Annotated in this window: 21 protein-coding genes; 10 read left to right on the forward strand and 11 right to left on the reverse strand. The window is 59.8% G+C overall.

Annotated features, from left to right (window positions below):
- Positions 1–54: 54 nt before the first annotated feature.
- The 4 genes from NK667_RS20635 to NK667_RS20650 all read right to left on the reverse strand — a co-directional run bounded on the left by NK667_RS20635 (position 55) and on the right by NK667_RS20650 (position 3,663).
- A complete protein-coding gene (locus NK667_RS20635; protein WP_054615910.1) occupies positions 55–1,269 on the reverse strand; it encodes a class I SAM-dependent methyltransferase in 1,215 nt (404 codons plus the stop codon).
- Positions 1,270–1,543: 274 nt separating this feature from the next.
- The gene (locus tag NK667_RS20640; RefSeq protein ID WP_054046832.1) at positions 1,544–2,161 is read right to left on the reverse strand and encodes a TPM domain-containing protein; all 618 of its coding nucleotides are present in this window, start codon (positions 2,159–2,161) and stop codon (positions 1,544–1,546) included.
- Positions 2,162–2,192: 31 nt separating this feature from the next.
- Complete coding sequence (locus NK667_RS20645; RefSeq protein WP_054615911.1) at positions 2,193–2,948, reverse strand: TPM domain-containing protein; 756 nt, start codon at positions 2,946–2,948, stop codon at positions 2,193–2,195.
- 106 nt (positions 2,949–3,054) lie between these two features.
- Complete coding sequence (locus NK667_RS20650; RefSeq protein WP_054615912.1) at positions 3,055–3,663, reverse strand: LemA family protein; 609 nt, start codon at positions 3,661–3,663, stop codon at positions 3,055–3,057.
- 246 nt (positions 3,664–3,909) lie between these two features.
- Between NK667_RS20650 and bglX the strand changes: the two genes are divergently transcribed.
- A complete protein-coding gene (gene bglX, locus NK667_RS20655; RefSeq protein ID WP_054615913.1) occupies positions 3,910–6,201 on the forward strand; it encodes a beta-glucosidase BglX in 2,292 nt (763 codons plus the stop codon).
- A 266-nt stretch (positions 6,202–6,467) separates the two neighbouring features.
- Here bglX and NK667_RS20660 read toward each other — a convergent pair whose 3' ends face one another.
- The 5 genes from NK667_RS20660 to NK667_RS20680 form a co-directional block, all read right to left on the reverse strand.
- On the reverse strand, positions 6,468–7,625 hold the full coding sequence (locus NK667_RS20660; protein ID WP_054046839.1) for a phospholipase D-like domain-containing protein: 1,158 nt from the start codon (positions 7,623–7,625) through the stop codon (positions 6,468–6,470).
- A gap of 1 nt (position 7,626) precedes the next feature.
- On the reverse strand, positions 7,627–8,217 hold the full coding sequence (locus tag NK667_RS20665) for a YceI family protein (RefSeq protein WP_054615914.1): 591 nt from the start codon (positions 8,215–8,217) through the stop codon (positions 7,627–7,629).
- 234 nt (positions 8,218–8,451) lie between these two features.
- Positions 8,452–8,775, reverse strand: a complete 324-nt coding sequence (locus tag NK667_RS20670; RefSeq protein WP_054615915.1) for a hypothetical protein — start codon at positions 8,773–8,775, stop codon at positions 8,452–8,454.
- The gene (locus tag NK667_RS20675; protein WP_054615916.1) at positions 8,772–9,866 is read right to left on the reverse strand and encodes a serine hydrolase domain-containing protein; all 1,095 of its coding nucleotides are present in this window, start codon (positions 9,864–9,866) and stop codon (positions 8,772–8,774) included. The genes NK667_RS20670 and NK667_RS20675 overlap by 4 nt, the downstream gene beginning before the upstream one ends.
- A 158-nt stretch (positions 9,867–10,024) precedes the next feature.
- Positions 10,025–10,912 carry an acyl-CoA dehydrogenase middle domain-containing protein gene (locus tag NK667_RS20680; protein ID WP_054615917.1) on the reverse strand — a complete coding sequence of 296 codons (888 nt, stop codon included), beginning with the start codon at positions 10,910–10,912 and terminating at the stop codon, positions 10,025–10,027.
- Between the two features lie 154 nt (positions 10,913–11,066).
- Between NK667_RS20680 and olsB the strand changes: the two genes are divergently transcribed.
- Complete coding sequence (olsB, locus tag NK667_RS20685) at positions 11,067–11,822, forward strand: L-ornithine N(alpha)-acyltransferase (RefSeq protein ID WP_054046852.1); 756 nt, start codon at positions 11,067–11,069, stop codon at positions 11,820–11,822.
- Positions 11,822–12,613: a lysophospholipid acyltransferase family protein gene (locus NK667_RS20690; RefSeq protein ID WP_054615918.1), complete on the forward strand. Its 792-nt coding sequence runs from the start codon at positions 11,822–11,824 to the stop codon at positions 12,611–12,613. Before olsB ends, NK667_RS20690 begins: the two co-directional genes overlap by 1 nt.
- Positions 12,614–12,734: 121 nt before the next feature.
- Here the strand turns inward: NK667_RS20690 and NK667_RS20695 are convergent, their stop codons facing one another.
- Positions 12,735–13,310: an acyl carrier protein phosphodiesterase gene (locus NK667_RS20695; RefSeq protein ID WP_054615919.1), complete on the reverse strand. Its 576-nt coding sequence runs from the start codon at positions 13,308–13,310 to the stop codon at positions 12,735–12,737.
- Between the two features lie 168 nt (positions 13,311–13,478).
- Here NK667_RS20695 and NK667_RS20700 point away from each other — a divergent pair, with 168 nt between their 5' ends.
- The 4 genes from NK667_RS20700 to NK667_RS20715 all read left to right on the forward strand — a co-directional run bounded on the left by NK667_RS20700 (position 13,479) and on the right by NK667_RS20715 (position 16,875).
- Positions 13,479–13,799 (forward strand): ArsR/SmtB family transcription factor, encoded by a 321-nt coding sequence (locus NK667_RS20700; RefSeq protein WP_054046859.1) that lies wholly within the window; start codon positions 13,479–13,481, stop codon positions 13,797–13,799.
- A gap of 3 nt (positions 13,800–13,802) precedes the next feature.
- Positions 13,803–14,972: an MFS transporter gene (locus NK667_RS20705; protein WP_054615920.1), complete on the forward strand. Its 1,170-nt coding sequence runs from the start codon at positions 13,803–13,805 to the stop codon at positions 14,970–14,972.
- Positions 14,973–14,994: 22 nt separating this feature from the next.
- Entirely contained in the window at positions 14,995–16,044 is a 1,050-nt protein-coding gene (locus tag NK667_RS20710; RefSeq protein WP_054046862.1) for an alkene reductase, read from the forward strand.
- Positions 16,045–16,227: 183 nt separating this feature from the next.
- The gene (locus NK667_RS20715) at positions 16,228–16,875 is read left to right on the forward strand and encodes a hypothetical protein (protein ID WP_054615921.1); all 648 of its coding nucleotides are present in this window, start codon (positions 16,228–16,230) and stop codon (positions 16,873–16,875) included.
- Positions 16,876–17,157: 282 nt separating this feature from the next.
- Here the strand turns inward: NK667_RS20715 and emhR are convergent, their stop codons facing one another.
- On the reverse strand, positions 17,158–17,790 hold the full coding sequence (emhR, locus tag NK667_RS20720) for an efflux system transcriptional repressor EmhR (RefSeq protein WP_054046866.1): 633 nt from the start codon (positions 17,788–17,790) through the stop codon (positions 17,158–17,160).
- A 265-nt stretch (positions 17,791–18,055) separates the two neighbouring features.
- On the opposite strand from emhR, the gene emhA reads away from it, so the two are divergent.
- From emhA to emhC, 3 genes are read left to right on the forward strand one after another with little or no spacing between them, the layout of a single operon-like run.
- Positions 18,056–19,210: an efflux RND transporter periplasmic adaptor subunit EmhA gene (gene emhA / locus NK667_RS20725; protein ID WP_054046869.1), complete on the forward strand. Its 1,155-nt coding sequence runs from the start codon at positions 18,056–18,058 to the stop codon at positions 19,208–19,210.
- Positions 19,211–19,213: 3 nt separating this feature from the next.
- A complete protein-coding gene (gene emhB, locus NK667_RS20730; protein ID WP_054615922.1) occupies positions 19,214–22,363 on the forward strand; it encodes an efflux RND transporter permease subunit EmhB in 3,150 nt (1,049 codons plus the stop codon).
- On the forward strand, positions 22,360–23,820 hold the full coding sequence (emhC, locus tag NK667_RS20735; protein ID WP_054615923.1) for an efflux RND transporter outer membrane subunit EmhC: 1,461 nt from the start codon (positions 22,360–22,362) through the stop codon (positions 23,818–23,820). Before emhB ends, emhC begins: the two co-directional genes overlap by 4 nt.
- Positions 23,821–23,952 lie beyond the last annotated feature (132 nt).

Below are 23,952 nucleotides of genomic sequence, written 5' to 3' on the forward strand. Positions count from 1 at the left end.
TGTGATGGCCCCTTCGCGAGCAAGTCGAATCGTCGCACCGCCGCTCCCACAGGTTCAGAGTAGGCCGTCAGCCCGCAGCAATGTTTCCAGGCAATGCTCGGTGATCTGATAGAAATCCTTCAGTTCCTGAATCTTCACCAACAACTGCGCCGGGTCCACCGGTTCGGCGCGTTTTACCGCCAGGATCATTTTGTTCTTGTTGGTGTGGTCCAGTGAGATGAACTCGAACACCTTGGTCTCGTAGCCGCAGGCCTCAAGGAACAACGCGCGCAGGCTGTCGGTGACCATTTCCGCCTGCTGGCCAAGGTGCAGACCGTATTGCAACATCGGCTTGAGCAGCGCCGGGCTCTGGATTTGCAGGCGGATCTGTTTGTGGCAGCAAGGCGAGCACATGATGATCGAGGCGCCGGAGCGAATGCCGGTGTGAATCGCGTAATCGGTGGCGATGTCACAGGCATGCAGGGCGATCATCACGTCCAGCTCGCTCGGTGCGACGCTGCGCACGTCGCCGCACTTGAACACCAACCCCGGATGTTCCAGTTTCGCCGCAGCGGCGTTGCACAGGTTGACCATCTCTTCGCGCAGCTCGACGCCAGTGACTTCGCCTTCAGCGTTCAGGGTGTTGCGCAAGTAGTCGTGGATCGCGAACGTCAGGTAGCCCTTGCCCGAACCGAAATCCGCCACCCGCACCGGTTTGTCCAGCGCCAGCGGCGAAGTGGTCAGGGCATGGCTGAAGACTTCGATGAACTTGTTGATCTGCTTCCACTTGCGCGACATCGCCGGGATCAGCTCGTGCTTGCTGTTGGTCACACCCAAGTCAGCGAGAAACGGCCGGTTCAGGTCGAGGAAGCGGTTTTTCTCGCGGTTATGCTCGGCGGACGGCACTTCGCGCAATTGCTGAGGTTTGCTCTTGAACAGCGAAGATTTGCCCTTTTTGCTGTATTCGAGCTGGGCTTCGTCAGTCAAGGACAGCAAATGCGCATTTTTAAACGACTCGGGCAGCAGCGCGGCGATGGTCGCCACGCCTTCGGTCAGCGGGAAGTTCTTGGTGATGTCGCGGGTTTTGTAGCGATAGACGAAGGACAGACAAGGCTGATCCTTGACCGTGAGCTGCTTGATGATCAGCCGCTGCAAATCCACTTCGGCGCCGACGTACTTGGCCAGCACCAGTTTGATGAAGGCGTTGGCGTCGAGGCTGGTTTGCAGCAGGTCGATGAACTGGGCGTGGTGATCCGGCGCGAGGCTGGCGGGAGTGGCGGTAACGGACATGGGCAAAACGGCCTCGGGCGGTGCAAATCGGGGAATGGCGGGTATTTTAGGGGGGATGCGGGTTTGGGACACGCTGTTATTTACCGAACGGCGCGATCTGTAGCAGCTGCCGAGCCTGCGAGGCTGCGTTCGGCTGCACAGCAGCCGTGATTCCTGCTATCTCGGCCCGTCTGAAACACCGCGTTGTCTGATTTTACGACTGCTGCGCAGCCGAACGCAGCCTCGCAGGCTCGGCAGCTGCTACAACGACTGAGCGCTGCCAAGACTCCGGTGGTCAGCCCAACACCACCAACCGATTCGGCAACTCATTCCTCACCTGCGTCACCGGCACATGCACCTTGAGCAACTCGCCGCACGCTTCGATACAGGTCACAAAGCCCTGCAACGTCTGCCCCTGCTTCACCTGCTGGGTGAACGCCGCGACGATCGCCTCCCAGTTCTTATTATCCAGGCGCTTGGAAATCCCTTCATCCACCAGAATTTCCACATAGCGCTCAGCCTCGCAGACAAAAATCAGCATGCCCGTACTGCCCACGGTGTGGTGCAGGTTCTGCTCCAGAAATTGTCGGCGCGCCAGGTTCGACGCACGCCAATGGCGAACCCGGCGCGGGACCAGATGGGTGGTGACTTTGGGAATGCGGAACACCAGGCACAGCACGATAAAACTGGCCCACTGCACCAGCAACAGGCTGTGCATGGTCAGCACGCCGGTCAGGTAATGCACGACACCCGGCACCACCAGCGCCAGCAAACTGGCCCACAGCAGTGGAATGTACGCGTAGTCGTCGGCGCGGGCCGCGAGCACGGTGACCAGTTCGGCATCGGTATCGCGCTCGACCCGGGCAATCGCCTCGGCGACTTTGCGTTGTTCGTGTTCAGTCAGTAATGCCATGTTTAGAAATGCCTGCTCGTTATTATTGTCATCACCAGCCGCCCGACGAACCGCCGCCCCCGAAACTGCCCCCGCCGCCGCTGAAGCCACCACCGCCTCCACCGCCGCCAAACCCTCCACCGCCGAAACCGCCGCTTGAACCACCGGAACCGCCTCGGCCGGTCGGCAGGATACCGAGCATCTGGCAGATGAAAATAGTCAGGATGAACAGCATCACCAGAAAGATGAACACGCCGGGATGCCGCGAAACGAAATCGCTGTCCTCATCACCTCGCGGCTCATAGACAGTCGACGGTTCGTCCAGCGGACTGCCGCCCAACACCACCAGCATCGCCGCGACCCCGTCGCTGATGCCCTTGCTGAAATTGCCGGTCTTGAACGCCGGGGTGATCACCTGGTTGATGATTACCGAACTCTGGGCATCGGTCAGGCGATCTTCCAGGCCATAACCGACTTCGATGCGCAGCTTGCGCTCATCCCGAGCGACGATCAGCAGCGCGCCGTTGTTCTTGTCTTTCTGGCCGATACCCCAGGCGCGCCCGAGTTGGTAACCGAAATCGGCGATGTCGGTGCCCTGCAAGTCTGGCAACGTGACCACTACCAATTGCTCACCGGTCGCGGTTTCATGGGCCTGGAGCTGTTGCGTCAACTGCTCGCGCACCGCCGGCTCGATCATCTGGGCGTTGTCCACCACCCGCCCGGTCAGCGGCGGGAACTTCAACTCTGCCTGGGCCGTGACCGCAACGACCCAGAGCAACAGCACCAGGCCCATCTTCAACACGCGCATTGGAATCCCTCCGGGACAGCTGCAAGTTTCAAGCGGCAAGCTGCAAGTAGAAGCGGTACGAGTTGCCCTCGCTTGCAGCTTGTCGCTTACAACTTGTAGCTATTCGTCAGAATTTCACTTGCGGTGCTTTTTCAGCATCCGGGCTAGTCGCTTCAAAGGTCTCGCGGATCGGCAAATCGCTGTACATCACGCTGTGCCACAGGCGACCGGGGAAGGTGCGGATTTCGGTGTTGTATTTCTGCACGGCGAGGATGAAGTCGCGGCGGGCCACGGCGATGCGGTTTTCGGTGCCTTCAAGTTGCGATTGCAGGGCCAGGAAGTTCTGGTTGGCCTTGAGGTCCGGGTAGCGTTCGGACACCACCATCAAACGGCTCAGGGCACCGGTCAGTTGATCCTGGGCTTGCTGGAACTGTTTGAGTTTTTCCGGGTTATCCAGCGTGTTGGCATCGACCTGGATCGACGTTGCCTTGGCCCGGGCTTCGATCACCGCAGTCAGGGTGTCTTCTTCGTGCTTGGCGTAGCCCTTGACGGTTTCCACCAGGTTGGGGATCAGGTCGGCGCGGCGCTGGTACTGGTTCTGCACCTGGCCCCAGGCGGCTTTGGCCTGTTCGTCGAGGGTAGGAATCTTGTTGATGCCGCAGCCGGCCAGCAGTGTGGTCAGCAGCATCAGGGCGGCGACTTGCAGGCTCGAGCGATAGTTGAGTCGTACATTCATGTAGTGGGTGCTCCCGTGCATTCCGTTGAAAAACAACCTGCGGCCTTCAAACCCGGCGGATGAGGCATAATCTGCCGCCACCACTGGATTGCATCGGGCCAATGGGCTAAAAGATGCCCTGCGCGAAAAAGAGTTCAGAAGTGTGCTGCATTTTCCTGAACAACGCCCGAACAACAATAGTCGCTCCCTAAATTTTGGCTGACCGGCGCGTATTCACTGCCGTTTAGGCCTTTGAGAAAACTATTCATGAAGAAACTGTGTTTGCTGGGCCTGTTCGTCAGTCTGGCCAGTCATAACGTACTGGCCGCCACGACCCCCGCACCCCTGGAGAACAAGGACGCCTTCATCAGCAACCTGATGAAGCAAATGACCCTCGATGAAAAAATCGGCCAGTTGCGCCTGATCAGCATCGGCCCGGAAATGCCGCGTGAGCTGATCCGCAAGGAAATCGCCGCCGGCAACATCGGGGGCACGTTCAACTCGATTACCCGTCCGGAAAACCGTCCAATGCAGGACGCGGCCATGCGCAGCCGGTTGAAGATCCCGATGTTCTTCGCCTATGACGTGATCCACGGCCACCGCACCATTTTCCCGATCCCGATTGCCCTGGCGTCGAGCTGGGACATGGACGCGATCGGGCGTTCCGGGCGCATCGCCGCCAAGGAAGCCGCGGCGGACAGCCTCGATATCACCTTTGCACCGATGGTCGACATTTCCCGCGACCCGCGTTGGGGTCGCACGTCTGAAGGTTTTGGCGAAGACACCTATCTCGTCTCGCGGATTGCCGGCGTAATGGTCAAGGCCTTCCAGGGCCAGGGCGCCAACGCGGCCGACAGCATCATGGCCAGCGTCAAGCACTTCGCCTTGTACGGCGCGGTCGAGGGCGGTCGCGACTACAACGTGGTCGACATGAGCCCGGTCAAGATGTACCAGGACTACCTGCCGCCGTACCGCGCCGCGATTGATGCCGGCGCTGGCGGGGTGATGGTTGCGCTGAACTCGATCAACGGCGTGCCGGCCACCGCCAATACCTGGCTGATGAACGACCTGTTGCGCAAGGAATGGGGCTTCAAGGGCCTGGCGGTCAGTGACCACGGGGCGATTTTCGAGCTGATCAAGCACGGCGTCGCAGCGGACGGTCGTGAAGCGGCGAAGCTGGCGATCAAGGCCGGCATCGATATGAGCATGAACGACACCCTTTACGGCAAAGAGCTGCCGGGGCTGTTGAAGGCCGGCGAGATCGAGCAGAAAGATATCGATAACGCCGTGCGTGAAGTGCTGGCCGCCAAGTACGACATGGGCCTGTTCAAGGACCCGTACCTGCGCATCGGCAAGGCTGAAGATGACCCGGCCGACACGTATGCCGAAAACCGCCTCCACCGTCCGGAGGCTCGTGACGTTGCACGCCGCAGCCTGGTGTTGCTGAAAAACCAGAATGACACCCTGCCGCTGAAGAAGACCGCGAAGATTGCCTTGGTCGGTCCGCTGGCCAAAGCGCCAATCGACATGATGGGTAGCTGGGCCGCCGCCGGTAAGCCGGCGCAATCGGTAACCTTGTTCGACGGCATGAACGCCGCCGTGGCCGACAAGGCGACGCTGATCTATGCGCGTGGCGCCAACATCACCAGCGACAAGAAAGTCCTCGATTACCTCAACTTCCTCAACTTCGATGCCCCAGAAGTGGTGGATGATCCGCGTTCGGCCCAGGTGCTGATCGACGAAGCGGTGAAAGCCGCCAAGGATGCTGATGTGGTGGTAGCAGCGGTGGGCGAATCCCGTGGCATGTCCCACGAATCGTCGAGCCGTACCGACCTGAACATCCCGGCCAACCAGCGCGAGCTGATCAAGGCCCTGAAAGCCACCGGTAAACCGCTGGTGTTGGTGTTGATGAACGGTCGTCCACTGTCGATTCTCGAAGAGAAAGACCAGGCTGACGCGATTCTGGAAACCTGGTTCAGCGGCACCGAAGGTGGCAACGCCATCGCCGATGTGCTGTTTGGCGACTACAACCCGTCGGGCAAACTGCCGATCACCTTCCCGCGTTCGGTGGGCCAGATTCCGACCTACTACAACCACCTGAGCATTGGCCGGCCGTTCACGCCGGGCAAACCGGGCAACTACACCTCGCAGTATTTCGATGACACCACCGGGCCGCTGTTCCCGTTCGGTTTCGGCTTGAGCTACACCACGTTCAGCGTGGACGACATGGCGCTGTCGTCGACCACTCTGAACAAGACCGGCAAGCTCGACGCCAGCGTCATGCTGAAAAACACCGGCAAGCGTGACGGCGAAACCGTGGTGCAGTTGTACATCCAGGACGTGACCGGCTCGATGATCCGCCCGGTCAAAGAACTGAAGAACTTCCAGAAAGTAATGCTCAAGGCCGGCGAAAAGAAAGTCGTGCACTTCACCATTACCGAAGACGACCTGAAGTTCTACAACGCCCAGCTCAAGTACGGCGCCGAACCGGGCAAGTTCAACGTGCAGATCGGTTTGGATTCCCAGGACGTGACACAGCAGAGCTTCGAATTGCTGTAATTATCCAAACGCAACAAAACCTGTGGGAGCGAGCTTGCTCTCGATGAGGCCTTCACAGTCAGCATCCCTGTTGACTGTCAGGCCACCATCGCGAGCAGGCTCGCTCCCACAGTTGTTTCGGGTTGCCATCAAATTCTGCGCCCGACACCAATCCCCTGTGGGAGCGGGCTTGCTCGCGAAGACGGTGTATCAGTCGCCATCCATTTTGAATGGCAGACCGCCTTCGCGAGCAAGCCCGCTCCCACATTGGTATGGGGTGTTAGCGATTAGCCGCGTCGATCCAGCAGGTTGACCACAAGCCGATCCACCCATCCCCAAATCCTTTGCTTGACCCGCCGCCACAGCGGTCGGCGTTGCCAGGCCTCAAGGCTGACTTCCTGGCTCAGGGCAAAGTCTTTCTCGAAACTCGTCACCACTGCCGCCGTCAGCTTGGGGTCCAGCGCTTCGAGGTTGGCTTCCAGATTAAAGCGCAGGTTCCAGTGGTCGAAGTTGCACGATCCGATGCTCACCCAGTCGTCCACCAGCACCATTTTCAGGTGCAGGAAACACGGCTGGTACTCGAAGATTTTCACTCCGGCCTTGAGCAGCCGCGGGTAGTAACGATGCCCGGCGTAACGCACTGACGGGTGATCGGTGCGCGGCCCGGTCAGCAGCAGGCGCACGTCGATGCCGCGCGCGGCAGCCTTGCGCAGTGAGCGGCGGACGTTCCAAGTCGGCAGGAAATACGGGGTGGCCAGCCAGATGCGTTTCTGGCCGCTGTTCAACGCGCGGAACAGCGACTGCAAGATGTCCCGGTGCTGGCGCGCATCGGCATACGCGACTCGGCCCATGCCCTCGCCCATGGACGGCACGCGAGGTAAACGAGGCAGGCCAAAATGCGAGGCAGGTTTCCAGGCGCGACGGTGGCGGTTGGCGATCCATTGGCGGTCGAACAGCAATTGCCAGTCGAGCACCAGCGGGCCGCTGATTTCCACCATCACTTCGTGCCATTCGCTGGTGTCTTTGCCCGGCGTCCAGAATTCATCGGTGACACCGGTGCCACCGACCACCGCCAGACTCTGGTCCACCAACAGCAACTTGCGGTGATCACGATAGAAGTTGCCAACCCAACGCCGCCAGCTCAGGCGATTGTAGAAACGCAGCTCCACACCCGCCGCCATCAAGCGCTGACGCAAATTCAGCGTAAACGCCAGACTGCCATAGTCATCGAACAGGCAGCGCACCCGCACACCACGTTCGGCGGCTTGCACCAGCGCCTGGACCATCGCCTCTGCGCAGGCCCCCGCCTCCACCAGATACAGCTCCAGCTCGACCTGTTCTTCTGCGCGGGCAATCGCTACCAACATGCGCGGAAAGAACTGCGGACCATCGATCAGCAATTCGAAATGGTTACCTTCACGCCACGGAAATACGGCACCGGCCATGTCAGCGGGCCGTGAAAATCAGCACCGCACTCACCGGCACCGACAGACTGATGGCCGACAAACCGGCGACCTTGCGCAAACCTTCCAGCCCTGGGGCCAGGTCGAAATCTTCAGCGTTGATCACCAGCGGCTCCAACGTCACCACTTGAAAGCGCCGGTCATCGAGACGGGTCGCCAACAGTTCGGCGGTGTATTCGTGTTGTTTGCCGTGGAGGCTGACGGTCAGCGGCAAACGCAATTCCAGCTGCGCGCCAGGGGCCAGGTCGTTGATCGGACGCAGGTCGATCTGTGCGGTGATCAGCGCTTCGGGGAAGGTCTGGATCTCGAACAGGTCCTTGCGCATCCGCTCATCACGCAACGGGATGCCGCTGTTCACCGAGTCCATCTCGACTTCCACGCGCGCCAAGCCTGTCGGCTCGACCTTGCCGTGCAGCACAAGAAAGCGCTGCACTTCGGACATGTTGGCGTTTTTTGTGCTGATGAATGACAGCCGCGAAGACTCGCCGTCGAGGTACCAATCGGCGTGGGCCGACAGCGTGGCACCGGCCAGCAGCAGGAAGGCGAGGGTTTTGCAGAGGACGCGGTTGAACATAGACACTCGTGGGGCAGATAAACCTGAGCGAACCTTAACTGGCCTGAGGCGGGTTGCAAACTATCTATGCCTGACACCCTGATTATTGTGGCGAGGGAGCTTGCTCCCGCTCGGCTGCGCAGCAGTCGCAAAACCTGTACACGTGACCTTTCCGAGAGAAATCATTGCCTGGTTTTGGGAGCGCTTCGCACTCCAGCGGGAGCAAGCTCCCTCGCCACAAAAGCATTATCGCCATCAAGGTTGCAGGCGGCAGCCTTGGCGCTCGCCAATCCACTGCGCGCTATTGCTACGCCCCATGCCGCTGACCGTCACGCGCTTGCTTGCTTCGTCATCGGTAAACCCGCTGAAGGGCAACCACTGCTTCACGTAGCCACGGCAATAACCGGCGTCATTGTTCATCACGTAACGACACGAGCAATATTCCTTGGCGGTGTAGGCGCTGATGATGTCCGGGAACGCCCACAGCGCCACCCGCTCCTGCCAGATCCAGCCGAATAGCAAAATCAGTAGCAACAGGAAAACGCTGGTAAAGGGCCGGCGACGAACGAAACCGCTCATGGCTGCACCTTCCCGGCAAAAGCCTTCAGTGCGAGCTTAAGCAATTCGTTGTGCCGGTAGCTGCCGTCACGATCATCGCCATAACGCACGATCACCAGGCTCTCACTGGGAATCACATACAACGCCTGCCCCCAATGGCCCAGCGCCGCAAAGGTATCGGCGGGCGCATCCGGCCAGGGTTGCGCCGCGCCGTCCACCGCACGATTGAGCCACCACTGGCCGCCGGGCACCGCCTCGTCCTGATGGGCGCGATACCCGGCAAACGGTTCGCGATTGAACGCGACCCAGTCCTTGGGCAGCAATTGCCGATCACCCCAACGACCGTCGCGGGCCATCAACAAGCCGACCCGCGCCAGATCCTGGGCGGTGAGGTAGGCATAGGACGAAGCGACAAATGTGCCGGTGGCGTCGGTTTCCCAGACCGCATGACGAATCCCCAAGGGATCGAACAACGCGGTCCACGGATAGTCCGGGTAACGACTCGGGCCAACGATATTTTTCAGTGCTGCCGCCAGCAGGTTGCTGTCGCCACTGGAATAACGAAACGCCTGGCCCGGCGCTGCATATTCATCATGCCCGGCGGTGAACGCCGCCATGTTCGAATGCCCACGGGTGTAGAGCATGGCCACCACCGAGGATTTCAGCGGCGCGTATTCGTAGTCTTCCTGCCAGTCCAGGCCGGACGCCCAGTGCAGCAGGTCGGCCAGGGTGATCGCCGGATGATTTTCCAGCGCCGGGTAAAACTTCACCGCAGGGTCCTGCAACGTGAACAAACCTTCGCCATAGGCCACGCCGAGGACTGCCGCCATCAGGCTTTTGCTGATGGACCACGTCAGGTGCGGGGTGTCGGCAGTGGTCGCGCCGGCGTAGCGTTCGTAGATCAGTTGGCCGTCGCGAATCACCAGCAAGGCGTCGGTGCGGATGCCGGTTCGGGTGGCGTCATCGCGGGTTGGAAAGGCGTAGGTTTCCAGGGATTCGAGGGCCGGGCCGGTGATTTTGGGGCCTAGCGGCCATTGTTCGGCGGGCCAGTTTTCGGCGTGGGCCGTCAGGCTGAGCAGGAGCATGAAAAGCAGGGACACGCCTTTGAACATGGTGAGGGCTCGGGGGGATGGGCCTGCTGAGATTAGTTGAGGTTGGTTACAGTTTTGGGGTTTGTGTCGGCCATGATGGCGCCTTCGCGGGCAAGCCTCGCTCCTACAGGTTCAGCGCAATCCTCTGTAGGAGCGAGGCTTGCCCGCGAAGAGGCCCGTCAGTCAGACAAAGATCCCGCCAACGCCTTGGCCAACCGCTTCCCCCGCGCCCCCGTCGCCAGATCCATCACCGCTTGATCGCGCTGCCACATCGCCGCCCACAACGGCGGCCCACCCGCCAACGCCTGATTCACCTCCGCCTTGAGTCCCTCAAACTGCGCAAATAACCCTCCGAGCACCACATGCCCGGCCGCGCTACTCGGGGCCTGACGACTGACCTCAGCACACCCGGCCAACAGCGCCAGCAAGCGCAGCTGCAGGGTTTGCGGCCAGTCACTGTCCTGACCGACGCCATACAGCCACGCAGTCATGGCGCTCAGCACATAGATGTCTTCCAGGGTGCGAAACGGTTTGACGTAGGCATCCCAACCATCCCCCGCCAGCAACTCGCAGAAGGCGTTATCGAGAAACACCCGACCATGGCTGATGTCCGGCATCAACGGTATGGCCGGGAGTTTTTCCAGGCGCACACCCGGTTCGCCGGGATACACCACCGCCAGGCTCAGTCGTGGTTTTTCACCGAGTTCCTCGCTGCGAGCGGCGATCAGTAGCCAGTCGGCGGCATCGCCAGCGGTGACGAAATCCTTGCGTCCGTTCAGGCGCAGGTCCTTGAGTCGGGTCTGCATGTCCGCCGGACGCAGGCTGCGTTGTTCGGTCGCACACAGGGCGCCGAGGCTCTGCGGCGCACTCGGCCAGAGCACGCGCAACGCCGCCTGATAACCCACCAGAAACGCCAGCCCCGGCGTCGCCATCAAGCGTGCGCCAGCCACCGCCAGTTCGAACGGCGTGACCGTGCCCAACTGATGCAACAAGGTCGCAAAGCCTTCGGCCAAGTCGACATTGGCGGGCAGGCGTTCGCGGCGATTGAGCAGGGTTTGCCAGGGCATAAGAGGCTCCTTGTGGGCTGTCATATAAGCATCACCAAAGCTTCATGGCGATGACACCGGGGCTACATAGCCTGACTTTGCACAACACGGCTGCATAAAGAAAGTCGATCGGCTGCAACCCACGACGGGTGCCCGGCCCGTACGGAGATTCACAATGACTCAGATCGCCCGCATCAGCGACACCGGCAATGAACGCCGCCTGCAAGCCGAACGCCTGATCGGCAGCGAGGCATTGCAAGAAGCCCAGGCCTTGCGCTTCAACGTGTTCAGCGGCGAATTCAACGCCAAGCTGAAAGGCGCGGAACGCGGTCTGGACATGGATGACTATGATGTTCACTGCGCCCACATCGGCGTGCGTGACTTGAACACCGGCCGTTTAGTGGCGACCACCCGTTTGCTCGACCACACCGCCGCCAGCAGCCTGGGCAAGTTCTACAGCGAAGAAGAATTCAGCCTTCACGGTTTGGTTTCTCTGAAAGGCCCGATCCTGGAAATCGGTCGCACTTGCGTCGACCCGGCCTACCGCAACGGCGGCACCATCGCCGTGCTCTGGGGTGAATTGGCCGAAGTCCTGAATCAGGGCGGCTACAGTTATTTGATGGGCTGCGCGAGCATCCCGATGCAGGACGGCGGCATTCAGGCCCACGCGATCATGCAGCGTCTGCGCGAACGTTACCTGTGCACCGAACACCTGCGCGCCGAGCCGAAAAAGCCGCTGCCGACCCTGGATATTCCTTCGAACGTGATCGCGGAAATGCCGCCACTGCTCAAGGCCTACATGCGCCTGGGCGCGAAGATTTGCGGCGAGCCGTGCTGGGACGAAGACTTCCAGGTCGCCGACGTGTTCATCCTGCTCAAGCGCGACGAACTCTGCCCGCGCTACGCCAAACACTTCAAGGCGGCCATGTAATGAGCCGTCTTCGGGTGTACGCGCGAATTGCGCGAGTGCTTTTTGTGGTCGCGTTGGGATTGACCATGGCCAGTGTGTTCGGCTTGTTCGAGCGCGCGGGGATTGCCCATTCGATGGTTCGTCGTCAACGCTGGTCGCGGTTTTTCATGGCGCGACTGAGCAACGCCCTGCCCTTTCGCGTGACGGTTCACGGTGATCTGCCGAAGACGCCGATGCTCTGGGTCAGCAATCACGTTTCCTGGACCGACATTCCGCTGTTGGGCATGGTTACGCCGCTGTCGTTCCTGTCCAAGGCCGAAGTGCGCACTTGGCCGGTGGCCGGCTGGTTGGCGGCCAAAGCGGGTAGCCTGTTTATCCGCCGGGGTTCGGGCGACAGTCAGTTGATCCGCAAGCAGATGACCCGTCACTTGGAGCAACAACATCCGCTGCTGATGTTCCCGGAAGGCACCACCACCGATGGCCGTTCGCTGCGTACTTTCCACGGTCGCCTGTTGTCAGCAGCGATTGATTCCGAAGTGAAGCTGCAACCGGTGGCGATTCGCTATTTGCGTGACGGGCAAATCGATTCGCTGGCACCGTTCATTGGTGACGATGATTTGCTCTCGCACCTGATGCGGTTGTTTGCCAATGATCGGGGGGATGTGGAAATTCATTTGCTCAAGCCGATTGCGTGTGAAGGTCGCGAGCGTGCGGCGCTGGCGTTCGAAGCGCAGCAGGCGGTGCAGAAGGTGTTGTTTGGGGCGATTCCAGAAAAACAGCAGGTGCCGATGCGTCCCGCCATTGCAGCTTAAACACGCATCTACCTGACCAACCAAAATCCCCTGTGGGAGCGGGCTTGCTCGCGAAAGCGGTGTATCCGTCGACATCATCATTGACTGACCCACCGCTTTCGCGAGCAAGCCCGCTCCCACATTAGATCTGCTTCGTTTGGGCGAATGCCTGAAGCTGCGGATAGAACACTCTGAAGTCATTACTCAACGGCTCATACAACACCCGCAATTCCTGCATCGCGCCCGCCAACTCCTCAGGCTTGGTCAAGCGCCGGGAAATCCCCCGCAGCACCTGCGCCAGCACTTCGAAATCTTCGTAAGAACCCAACCAGTCATTCGCCACCATGTGCGGCGCAATCTGCGCCAGGCGTTCCGGCAGTTGCGGCTCGCTGGACAGCACCCGATACACATCCGAAGTGAACAGCGCCAGCGGCTGATCCGCGTAAAGCGTCCAGTCCCGAGCCAGGCAATGATCGAAAAACACGTCGAGAACGATCCCGGCATAACGCCGACGGGTGACGGAAAACCGCGACAACGCGATGTCCACCAACGGATGGCGGTCGGTAAACACGTCGATGCTGCGATGCAGCTGGATGGCGGCTTCGATCTCCGGGTCAAACTGCCCTTGCAGCCGTCCCTTGACGAAATCGCCATACAGGCTGCCGAGCAATTGGCCGGGGCGCTGGCCACCGAGGTGCAGATGTGCGAGATAATTCATGGGCGCAGCTTAGCACTGCGCATTCGTATCGACACCCAACGTATCGTTATAACCCGATATACCGATTTACTCGGTCGTCAGACCAAAATCATATTGGTATATCGGGATATACCGATTTAAAGTTCGCCCCATCGCGATATAGCGTTTTACTCATCACGAGCCCACACCATGACCCTAGACCTCGACGAAATAATAAAAGCCCTGGCACACCCAGTACGCCGAGACATTCTCATCTGGCTGAAAGACCCCAAGGTCCAGTTTCCGGAACAGATCCACAACCACGAGTACGGCATTTGCGCCGGGCAGATCGATCAACGCTGCGGCCTGTCGCAGTCGACCGTGTCCGCGCATTTGGCAACGTTGCAACGTGCGGGTCTGATCAGCAGCCAGAAAGCCGGTCAATGGCACTTCTTCAAACGCAACGAGGACGTGATCCAGGCAGCCCTCGACGCCATCGTCAAAGAGCTCAGCGCTCCGACAAGGAATTAATCAATGCCCCTCTCGCTACTCATTCTGGCCCTGAGCGCCTTCGCCATCGGCACCACCGAGTTCGTCATCATGGGCCTGCTGCCCGATGTGGCCGCCGACCTCGGCGTGTCGATCCCTGGCGCCGGCTGGCTGGTGACCGGTTACGCCTTGGGCGTGGCCATCGGTGCGCCGTTCATGGCGCTGGCCACCGCCCGCTTGCCGCGCAAAGCCGCACTGGTAGCGTTGATGGGGATTTTCATCATTGGCAATCTGCTGTGCGCCCTGGCCAGTGATTACGACGTGCTGATGTTTGCCCGGGTGGTCACCGCCCTGTGCCACGGTGCGTTCTTCGGTATCGGTTCGGTAGTAGCGGCAGGCCTGGTGCCCGCCAACAAACGCGCTTCAGCCGTGGCCCTGATGTTCACCGGTTTGACCCTGGCCAACGTCCTCGGCGTGCCGTTGGGCACTGCGCTCGGTCAGCAATATGGCTGGCGGTCGACGTTCTGGGCGGTGACCGTGATCGGCGTGATCGCACTGATCGGCCTGATCCGCTTCCTGCCGGCCAAGCGCGATGAAGAAAAACTCGATATGCGCGCCGAACTGCGCGCCCTCAAAGGCGCCGGGATCTGGCTGTCATTGAGCATGACCGCGTTGTTCGCCGCCTCGGTCTTCACCCTGTTCACCTATGTGGCACCGCTGTTGGGCGAAGTCACCGGTGTCTCGCCACGCGGCGTGACCTGGACCCTGATGCTCATCGGTCTGGGCCTGACAGTCGGCAACATCATCGGCGGCAAGCTCGCGGACAAAGGCATGGCGGCCACGCTGATTGGTGTGTTCATCACCATGGCAGTGGTTTCCACCGTGCTGACCTGGACCAGCGTTGCCGTGATCCCTACCGAAATCACCCTGTTCCTCTGGGCCACCGCATGTTTCGCCGCCGTACCGGCCCTGCAAGTGAACGTGGTGACCTTCGGCAAAGCGGCACCCAACCTGGTGTCGACCCTGAACATCGGCGCGTTCAACGTCGGCAACGCACTCGGTGCCTGGGTCGGCGGCAGCGTCATCGCCCACGGCTTCGGCCTGACCAGCGTGCCACTCGCGGCTGCCGCACTGGCGGTACTCGCCCTGCTGGTAACCCTGATTACTTTCCGTCAGAGCGGCGATCCCGAACTGGCCCCTGCAACTACTAATTGATCTTCAAAAGAGAGCTATTTCAATGACGACTATTTTCGATCCGATCAAACTGGGCGACCTCGAGTTGGCCAACCGCATCATCATGGCTCCGCTGACCCGCTGCCGCGCCGACGAAGGCCGTGTGCCGAACGCGCTGATGGCCGAATACTACGTACAACGTGCCTCGGCCGGCCTGATCCTCAGCGAAGCCACTTCGGTCACGCCAATGGGCGTCGGCTACCCGGATACCCCGGGCATCTGGTCCAACGATCAGGTGCGTGGCTGGGCCAACGTGACCAAAGCGGTCCACGCGGCCGGCGGCAAGATCGTCCTGCAACTGTGGCACGTTGGTCGGGTTTCCCACCCGTCGTACCTGAACGGCGAAGCACCGGTTGCACCGAGCGCCATTCAGCCAAAAGGTCACGTCAGCCTGGTTCGTCCGTTGGCCGACTACCCAACTCCACGCGCCCTGGAAATCGAAGAAATCGCTGACGTCGTCGACGCTTACCGCGTCGGTGCGGAAAACGCCAAGGCTGCCGGTTTTGACGGCGTGGAAATCCACGGCGCGAACGGTTACCTGCTCGACCAGTTCCTGCAAAGCAGCACCAACCAGCGCACCGACAACTACGGCGGCTCCCTGGAAAACCGTGCACGCCTGCTGCTGGAAGTGACGGATGCCGCGATCGAAGTCTGGGGCGCCGGCCGTGTCGGTGTGCACCTGGCACCGCGTGCTGACTCGCATGACATGGGCGACGACAATCTGTCCGAGACGTTCACTTATGTGGCTCGCGAACTGGGCAAACGTGGGATCGCCTTCATTTGCTCCCGCGAGAAAGAAGCCGGCGACAGCCTGGGCCCACAATTGAAAGAAGCCTTCGGCGGCCCGTACATCGCCAACGAGCGCTTTACCAAGGACAGCGCCAACGCCTGGCTGGCCGAAGGCAAGGCCGATGCGGTCGCGTTCGGCGTACCGTTCATTGCCAACCCGGACCTGCCTGCGCGTTTGAAGGCAGACGCACCGCTTAACGAAGCGCGCCCGGAACTGTTCTACGCCAAGGGTCCGGTCGGCTATATCGACTATCCAACGCTGTAACTATCGCTTAAATAAAAAAGCCCCGACTCGAAAGAGCCGGGGCTTTTCTATTTGCACTTTTACAGGCCTGTTTAATATTTGGAAAAACACATCCGCTACTCAACATCACTTCCAACACCGATACTCGCCCTGCCGCAGCAAAAACCAAACATTCACCCCTGACGTTTATCAAATGGAATTGAAATGAACGACGACTACATGAACTACTTCTCCAGCTCTTCCGGCGATTATCACGAAAACTCCAGACCTGTATACAGTTACGCCGAGGAAGACCAACGCCAGCGCCTCGAGAGAGAGCGCAAGGAAAAAGAACTCAAAGACAAGTTGGCCAAAGAGGAAAGAGAGCGCCTGTACAACCAACTACACGGCCCCGTGGACGCCCAGATCAACCTCTGGAAAGGCTACAACAATCCTGACTACACGCGCATCATCTTTAAAATCGTCAATAACACCTCCCATGCATTCAAACTAACGCAAACCAGTCGAAGAATGACACGAGCGCAAATGGATGAACTCAGCATTCAACCCCATACGCCGAAAGCATTTTTCCTGCTGACTAAATATGAAGAGCCCGACGGCGGTTATGGAGAGCATCTTAAAACCAAATTCCGCGACTTCTTTGACTACAACAGTGAAACCGCAGGATTTCAATTCAATTTCGGATTGACCGCAATAGGAGGATTTTCAAGGTTGCGCGGTAACTGGGACGAGGCAAACCATACACACAAAATCGTCTCTTCCGGTAAAACCCACATTCGGTGCACATCGGAAATAATCGAGGCCTATGAGGATCCGCCGTTCGAATTCGAAGTTCTGATTACGCTGGGTTGATCCCGACCCTGTTTCGGTAAAATGAACACCTCTCGCCAGGTGTTCACTGTCGGTACCAGGCCAAGTCGTTTCGCATCGATGCGAGAGCGTCGCACATCAGGCCAGCCTGCTTGCAGTCATTCACGCCATCGCAACAATTTCCCTACAAAATACGTAGTTCACTACCTATCAACTCGCGTCGCCAGCCTATATAAAGGCACTCCACAGTCGCGCAGCGAACGGAACGCTGCTTGCCTGCGGACCTGAGCATTGACACAACCTGTTCCAATTACGCATTTTGTTTCATTTGCGCAGACTGGGGCTCAAGCGCAGCATATCCAACCCTGTATCGACCCATCGCTCGGCTTCGACGTGCAGCTCAAAGCTGTCCGGCGCCAGCAACCACTGATACAGGATGCCGTCGATGTAAGCATGCAGGCTGATCGCCGCGCGGGCAGTGTCGAGATCTTCCGGCAACTGTCCCCGGTTCACGGCATTGGTCAGGGCCAGGGCGATTCGCACATTGCAGTCGAGGCTGACCGCCCGGCGCTGCTGGCGCAGGTCACACATTTCATCGGTGAATTCGCACTTATGAAAAAGAATCTCGTTGATGCGTCGGGTCTTCGGGTCCAGGGCAACTTGATGAAACAAATGAGTCAGCAGTTTGCGCATGCAACCCAGCGGATCGAGTTCGTGCTCGCTCTCGCTGGCCTTGGCCATTTCATCCAGTGGCTCATGCAGGCTATCAAGCATCGCCTGCACCAGGTCCGCCTTGTTGCTGAAATGCCAGTAGATAGCCCCGCGAGTGACGCCCGCCAGGGTGGCGATGTCCGACAGCGTCGTGCGCGCCACGCCCCTTTCATAAAAGGCTTTCTCTGCCGCTTCGAGTATCTGGCTACGGGTTTCTTGAGCTTCCTCTTTGGTACGACGGACCATGGCAGTACAACCTCAATCAGGATGCTTCAGCGATGTCTGAACAACCGCTGAATAAAAGTGGGGCGAACGCTCTTGGGAGTCGTCCCCGGCCTACAATTCAAACCTTCGAACGGCTTTTGTAACGGTGTGGGTACGCAGCCAAGGTATTTACAAACAACCATGAACGTAAGTATATTCCTTAGCAAGCTACTTATCCACTCAGCGCACATTTTTTACCCTTCCACATTTCTAGTGCGCATCTTGCGCGCCTGACCCGAGGATTTTCATGCAATTCAAGCCAGCTGTTACCGCTCTGGTCACCGCCGTCGCCCTCGCATCGCTGCTCAGCGGATGTAAAAAGGAAGAGGCACCTCCTGCCGCTCCCACCCCTCAGGTCGGCGTCGTAACCCTGCAACCCCAAGCCTTTACCCTGACATCCGAACTTCCGGGCCGTACCAGCGCGTACCGCATTGCCGAAGTCCGCCCTCAGGTCAACGGCATCATTCTCAAGCGCCTGTTCAAGGAAGGCGGCGACGTCAAGGCTGGCCAGCAGCTCTATCAGATCGATCCGTCGGTCTATGAGGCCACCCTGAAAAGCGCCGAAGCCAACCTGCAACAGACCAAGTCGATCTCTGATCGCTACAAGCAACTGGTCCAGGAGCAAGCCGTCAGCCGTCAGGAATACGACACTGCCACGGCTAATCGCCTGCAATCGGAAGCGTCCCTGCAATCGGCTCAGATCAACGTGCGCTACACCAAGGTCTACGCACCGATCACCGGTCGTATCGGCCGTTCTTCGGTGACTGAAGGTGCGCTGGTCACCAGCGGCCAGACCGATGCGATGGCCGTGATTCAGCAACTGGACCCGATCTACGTCGACGTGACCCAGTCTTCGGTCGAGCTGCTTGAACTGCGTCGCGAACTGGAAAGCGGTCGCCTGCAAAAGGCTGGCGACAACTCGGCCGCGGTCAAGCTGACCCTGGAAGATGGCAGCCAGTACAAGCAGGACGGCAAACTGGAGTTCTCCGAAGTCTCGGTTGACCAGACCACCGGTTCCGTCACCCTGCGCGCCGTGTTCCCCAACCCTGATCACACCCTGCTGCCTGGCATGTTCGTACACGCCCAGCTGCAATCCGGTGTGAACAGCGCAGCGATCCTGGCCCCGCAACAAGGCGTGACCCGCGACCTCAAAGGCACCCCGACCGCTCTGGTCGTCGGTCCCGATAACAAGGTCGAGCTGCGTCAGCTCAAGGCCAGCCGTACCGTTGGCAGCCAATGGTTGATCGAAGACGGTCTCAAGGCAGGCGATCGCCTGATTACCGAAGGGCTGCAATTCGTCAAACCTGGCGTTGAAGTCAAGGCCACGGAAGCAACCAACGTTGGCAAGAACCCGGCCCCCGCTCAGACAGCTGACAAGGCTTACAGCGGCAAAGGGGAGTAAACCATGTCGAAATTTTTTATCGACCGTCCGATTTTCGCCTGGGTAATTGCCCTGGTGATCATGCTGGTCGGGGCTCTATCGATCCTCAAACTGCCGATCAACCAATACCCGAGCATTGCGCCTCCGGCCATTGCGATCCAGGTAACCTACCCAGGCGCGTCCGCACAAACCGTGCAGGACACCGTGGTGCAGGTCATCGAGCAACAGCTCAACGGTATCGATAACCTGCGTTATGTCTCGTCGGAAAGTAACTCCGACGGCAGCATGACCATTACCGCGACCTTCGAGCAGGGCACCAACTCCGATACCGCACAGGTTCAGGTCCAGAACAAACTGAACCTGGCCACCCCGCTGCTGCCGCAAGAAGTGCAGCAACAGGGGATCCGCGTGACCAAGGCAGTGAAAAACTTCCTGTTGGTCATCGGCGTAGTGTCGCAAGACGGCAGCATGTCCAAGGACGACTTGTCCAACTACATCGTGTCGAACATGCAGGATCCGATCTCCCGGACCGCCGGTGTCGGTGACTTCCAGGTCTTCGGTGCCCAGTACGCAATGCGCATCTGGCTCGATCCGGCCAAGCTGAACAACTTCAACCTGACCCCGGGCGATGTCAGTGCCGCGATCTCGGCGCAGAACGTTCAGATTTCCTCCGGTCAACTCGGTGGCTTGCCGGCCATGCCTGGCCAGCAACTGAACGCCACGATTATCGGCAAGACCCGCCTGCAGACTGCCGAGCAGTTCAAGGCGATCCTGCTGAAGGTCAACAAGGATGGTTCGCAAGTTCGCGTCGGTGATGTCGCCGATGTCGGTCTGGGTGGCGAAAACTCCAGCATCGCGGCGCAGTTCAACGGCAAACCGGCTTCCGGTCTGGCAGTGAAACTGGCCAACGGTGCCAACGCCCTCGATACGGCCAAGGCGCTGCGTAAAACCATCGACGATTTGAAGCCGTTCTTCCCGCAAGGGATGGAAGTGGTATTCCCGTACGACACCACGCCGGTGGTGACCGAATCGATCAAGGGTGTGGTTGAAACCCTGGTCGAAGCGATCGTGCTGGTGTTCCTGGTGATGTTCCTGTTCCTGCAAAACTTCCGCGCCACCGTTATCACCACGATGACCGTGCCAGTGGTATTGCTGGGTACATTCGGGATCCTCGCGGCCTTCGGTTTCAGCATCAACACCCTGACCATGTTCGGTATGGTGTTGGCGATCGGATTGCTGGTGGACGATGCCATCGTCGTGGTGGAAAACGTCGAACGGGTGATGAGCGAGGAAGGCCTGTCACCCAAGGAAGCCACCAAAAAATCCATGGGGCAGATCCAGGGCGCGCTGGTCGGTATCGCGTTGGTGCTGTCGGCGGTACTGCTGCCGATGGCGTTCTTCAGCGGTTCCACCGGCGTGATCTACAAGCAGTTCTCGATCACCATCGTCTCGGCCATGGCCCTGTCGGTATTGGTTGCCCTGATCTTCACCCCGGCGCTCTGCGCCACCATGCTCAAGGCGATTCCGAAAGGCGAGCACGGCACACCGAAACGCGGCTTCTTCGGCTGGTTCAACCGCAACTTCGACCGTGGGCTCAGAAGCTACGAGCGCGGTGTCGGCAACATGCTCAAGCACAAGATCCCGTACCTGCTGGCGTACCTGCTGATAATCGTCGGCATGATCTGGCTGTTCACCCGCATCCCGACCGCGTTCCTGCCGGAAGAAGACCAGGGCGTACTGTTCGCCCAGGTGCAAACCCCGGCCGGTTCCAGTGCCGAACGCACCCAGGTGGTGATCGACGAGATGCGTTCCTACCTGCTGGAGAAAGAATCCGGCTCGGTAGCTTCGGTGTTCACCGTGAACGGCTTCAACTTCGCCGGTCGCGGCCAGAGCTCTGGCCTGGCGTTCATCATGCTCAAGCCATGGGGCGAGCGTAACGCTGACAACAGCGTGTTTGCCCTGGCAGGCCGTGCCCAGCAGCACTTCTTTACCTTCCGCGATGCGATGGTGTTTGCCTTCGCACCGCCGGCGGTACTGGAGTTGGGTAACGCCACCGGTTTCGACGTGTTCCTGCAAGACCGCGCCGGTATCGGTCACGAAAAGCTGATGGCTGCGCGTAACCAGTTCCTCGGCATGGCGGCACAAAGCAAAGTCCTGTATCAGGTGCGTCCGAACGGCCTGAACGATGAACCGCAATACCAGCTGGAAATCGACGACGAGAAAGCCAGCGCCCTGGGCCTGACCCTCTCCGACATCAACAGCACGCTGTCGATCTCCTTCGGTAGTAGCTACGTGAACGACTTTATCGACCGTGGTCGGGTGAAGAAGGTTTACGTGCAAGGTAAGCCAGGTTCGCGGATGAGCCCGGAAGACTTGAAGAAGTGGTATGTGCGCAACAGCGCGGGCACCATGGTGCCGTTCTCCGCGTTCGCCAAGGGTGAGTGGGTCTACGGTTCGCCGAAACTGGCCCGTTACAACGGCGTAGAAGCGATGGAAATCCTCGGGGCTCCGGCGCCGGGCTATTCCACCGGTGAAGCCATGGCCGAAGTCGAAGCGATTGCCAAGAAACTGCCGGCGGGTGTGGGCATTTCGTGGACCGGTCTGTCGTACGAGGAACGCTTGTCCGGCTCCCAGGCGCCAGCGCTGTACGCCCTGTCGTTGCTGATGGTGTTCCTGTGTCTGGCGGCCCTGTATGAAAGCTGGTCGATTCCGATCGCGGTCATGCTGGTGGTGCCGTTGGGGATCATCGGTGCGCTGATGGCGACCAGCCTGCGCGGGTTGTCCAACGACGTTTACTTCCAGGTGGGTCTGTTGACAACCATCGGTCTGGCATCGAAAAACGCCATTCTGATCGTCGAGTTCGCCAAGGCGCTGCACGAACAAGGCAAGTCCCTGCGCGAGGCTGCCATCGAGGCCTGCCGCATGCGTCTGCGACCGATCATCATGACGTCGCTGGCCTTCGTGCTTGGTGTGGTTCCACTGGCGATCTCCACTGGCGCCGGTTCGGGCAGCCAGCATGCGATTGGCACCGGGGTAATTGGCGGTATGATCACCGCCACGATCCTGGCGATCTTCTGGGTCCCACTGTTCTTCGTCACCGTGTCGTCCATCGGCCAGCGTAATAAGGCTGATGAGGATGACGCCAATGAAACTCCTAAAGAGGCTGGCCAATGAGCAAGTCGCTACTCTCCCTAGCTGTTGCCGCTTTCGTGCTCGGTGGCTGCTCGCTGATTCCTGACTATCAGCAGCCCGCGGCACCGGTGGCGAACCAGTTCCCGCAAGGTCCGGCGTATTCGCCGGCCCAGGCGCCGAGCCAGGCTGCGGCCGAGCAAGGCTGGAAGCAGTTTTTCCATGACCCGGCATTGCAGCAGATGATCCAGGTCGCCCTGGAAAACAACCGCGACCTGCGTGTCGCGGCCCTGAACATCGACGCTTTCGCGGCGCAGTACCGCATCCAGCGTGCCGATCTGTACCCGGCGGTTTCGGCCACTGGTAGCGGCAGTCGTCAGCGTGTGCCGGCGGACATGTCGCAAACCGGTCAGGCTGGCATCACCAGTTCCTACTCGGCCACGGTCGGCATCAGCGCTTATGAACTCGACCTGTTCGGTCGGGTTCGCAGCCTGAGCGAAGAAGCCCTGCAGAAATACTTCGCCACAGAAGAAGCACGCCGCAGTACTCAGATCAGCCTGGTGGCCAGTGTGGCCAACGCCTACCTGACCTGGCAGGCCGACAAGGAACTGCTGAAGCTGACCCAGGACACCCTCGGCGCGTTCGAGGAGAGCTTCAAGCTCACCTCGCGCAGCAACGAAGTCGGTGTCGCCTCGGCGCTGGACCTGGCGCAGTCGCGTACCTCGGTGGAAAACGCCCGGGCGCAACTGGCCAGGTACACCCGTCAGGTCGCCCAGGATGAAAACAGCCTGGTGCTGCTGCTCGGCACTGGCGTCCCGGCCAACCTGCAAGCGGCCAAGCCTTTGTCGGACGACCTGCTGAGCGATGTACCGCCGGGCCTGCCGTCGGACTTGCTGCAACGTCGTCCGGACATCCTCCAGGCCGAATACAACCTGAAGGCTGCCAACGCCAACATCGGCGCGGCGCGGGCTGCGTTCTTCCCGAGCATCAGCCTGACCGCCAATGCCGGGACCCTGAGCCCGGACCTGTCCGGTCTGTTCAAGGGTGGTTCGGGAACCTGGCTGTTCTCGCCGCAGATCAACCTGCCGATCTTCAACGCCGGCAGCCTGCGCGCCAGCCTGGATTACTCGAAAATCCAGAAAGACATCGGCGTGGCGAACTACGAGAAGTCCATTCAAACGGCCTTCCAGGAAGTCGCCGACGGCCTGGCCGCGCGCCAGACCTACACCGAGCAGTTGCAAGCCCAGCGCGATTTCGTCGCCGCCAACCAGGACTACTACCGTCTGGCCGAGCGTCGCTATCGCATTGGTGTCGACAGCAACCTGACCTTCCTCGATGCCCAGCGTCAGCTGTTCAGTGCCCAACAGACACTGATCACCGACCGTCTGGCGCAACTGAACAGTGCCGTGAATCTGTACAAGGCGCTGGGTGGTGGCTGGAACGAACAAACGGCGAAGAACGAGCCGTTGAAAGAAGAAGCGCCGAAGTTGAAGTTGTTCTGATAGCGCTTTGAATACAAGAAGCCCACCGATTGGTGGGCTTTTTGTTGGCTGCGGGAAAAGGTGTGTTGCCTGGTCTGGCGCCATCGCGAGCAAGCTCGCTCCCACAGGGGATCTGCTGTGCGCATGCGATCT

The organism is Pseudomonas nunensis, assembly GCF_024296925.1.
Taxonomy (GTDB): Bacteria; Pseudomonadota; Gammaproteobacteria; order Pseudomonadales; family Pseudomonadaceae; genus Aquipseudomonas; species Aquipseudomonas nunensis.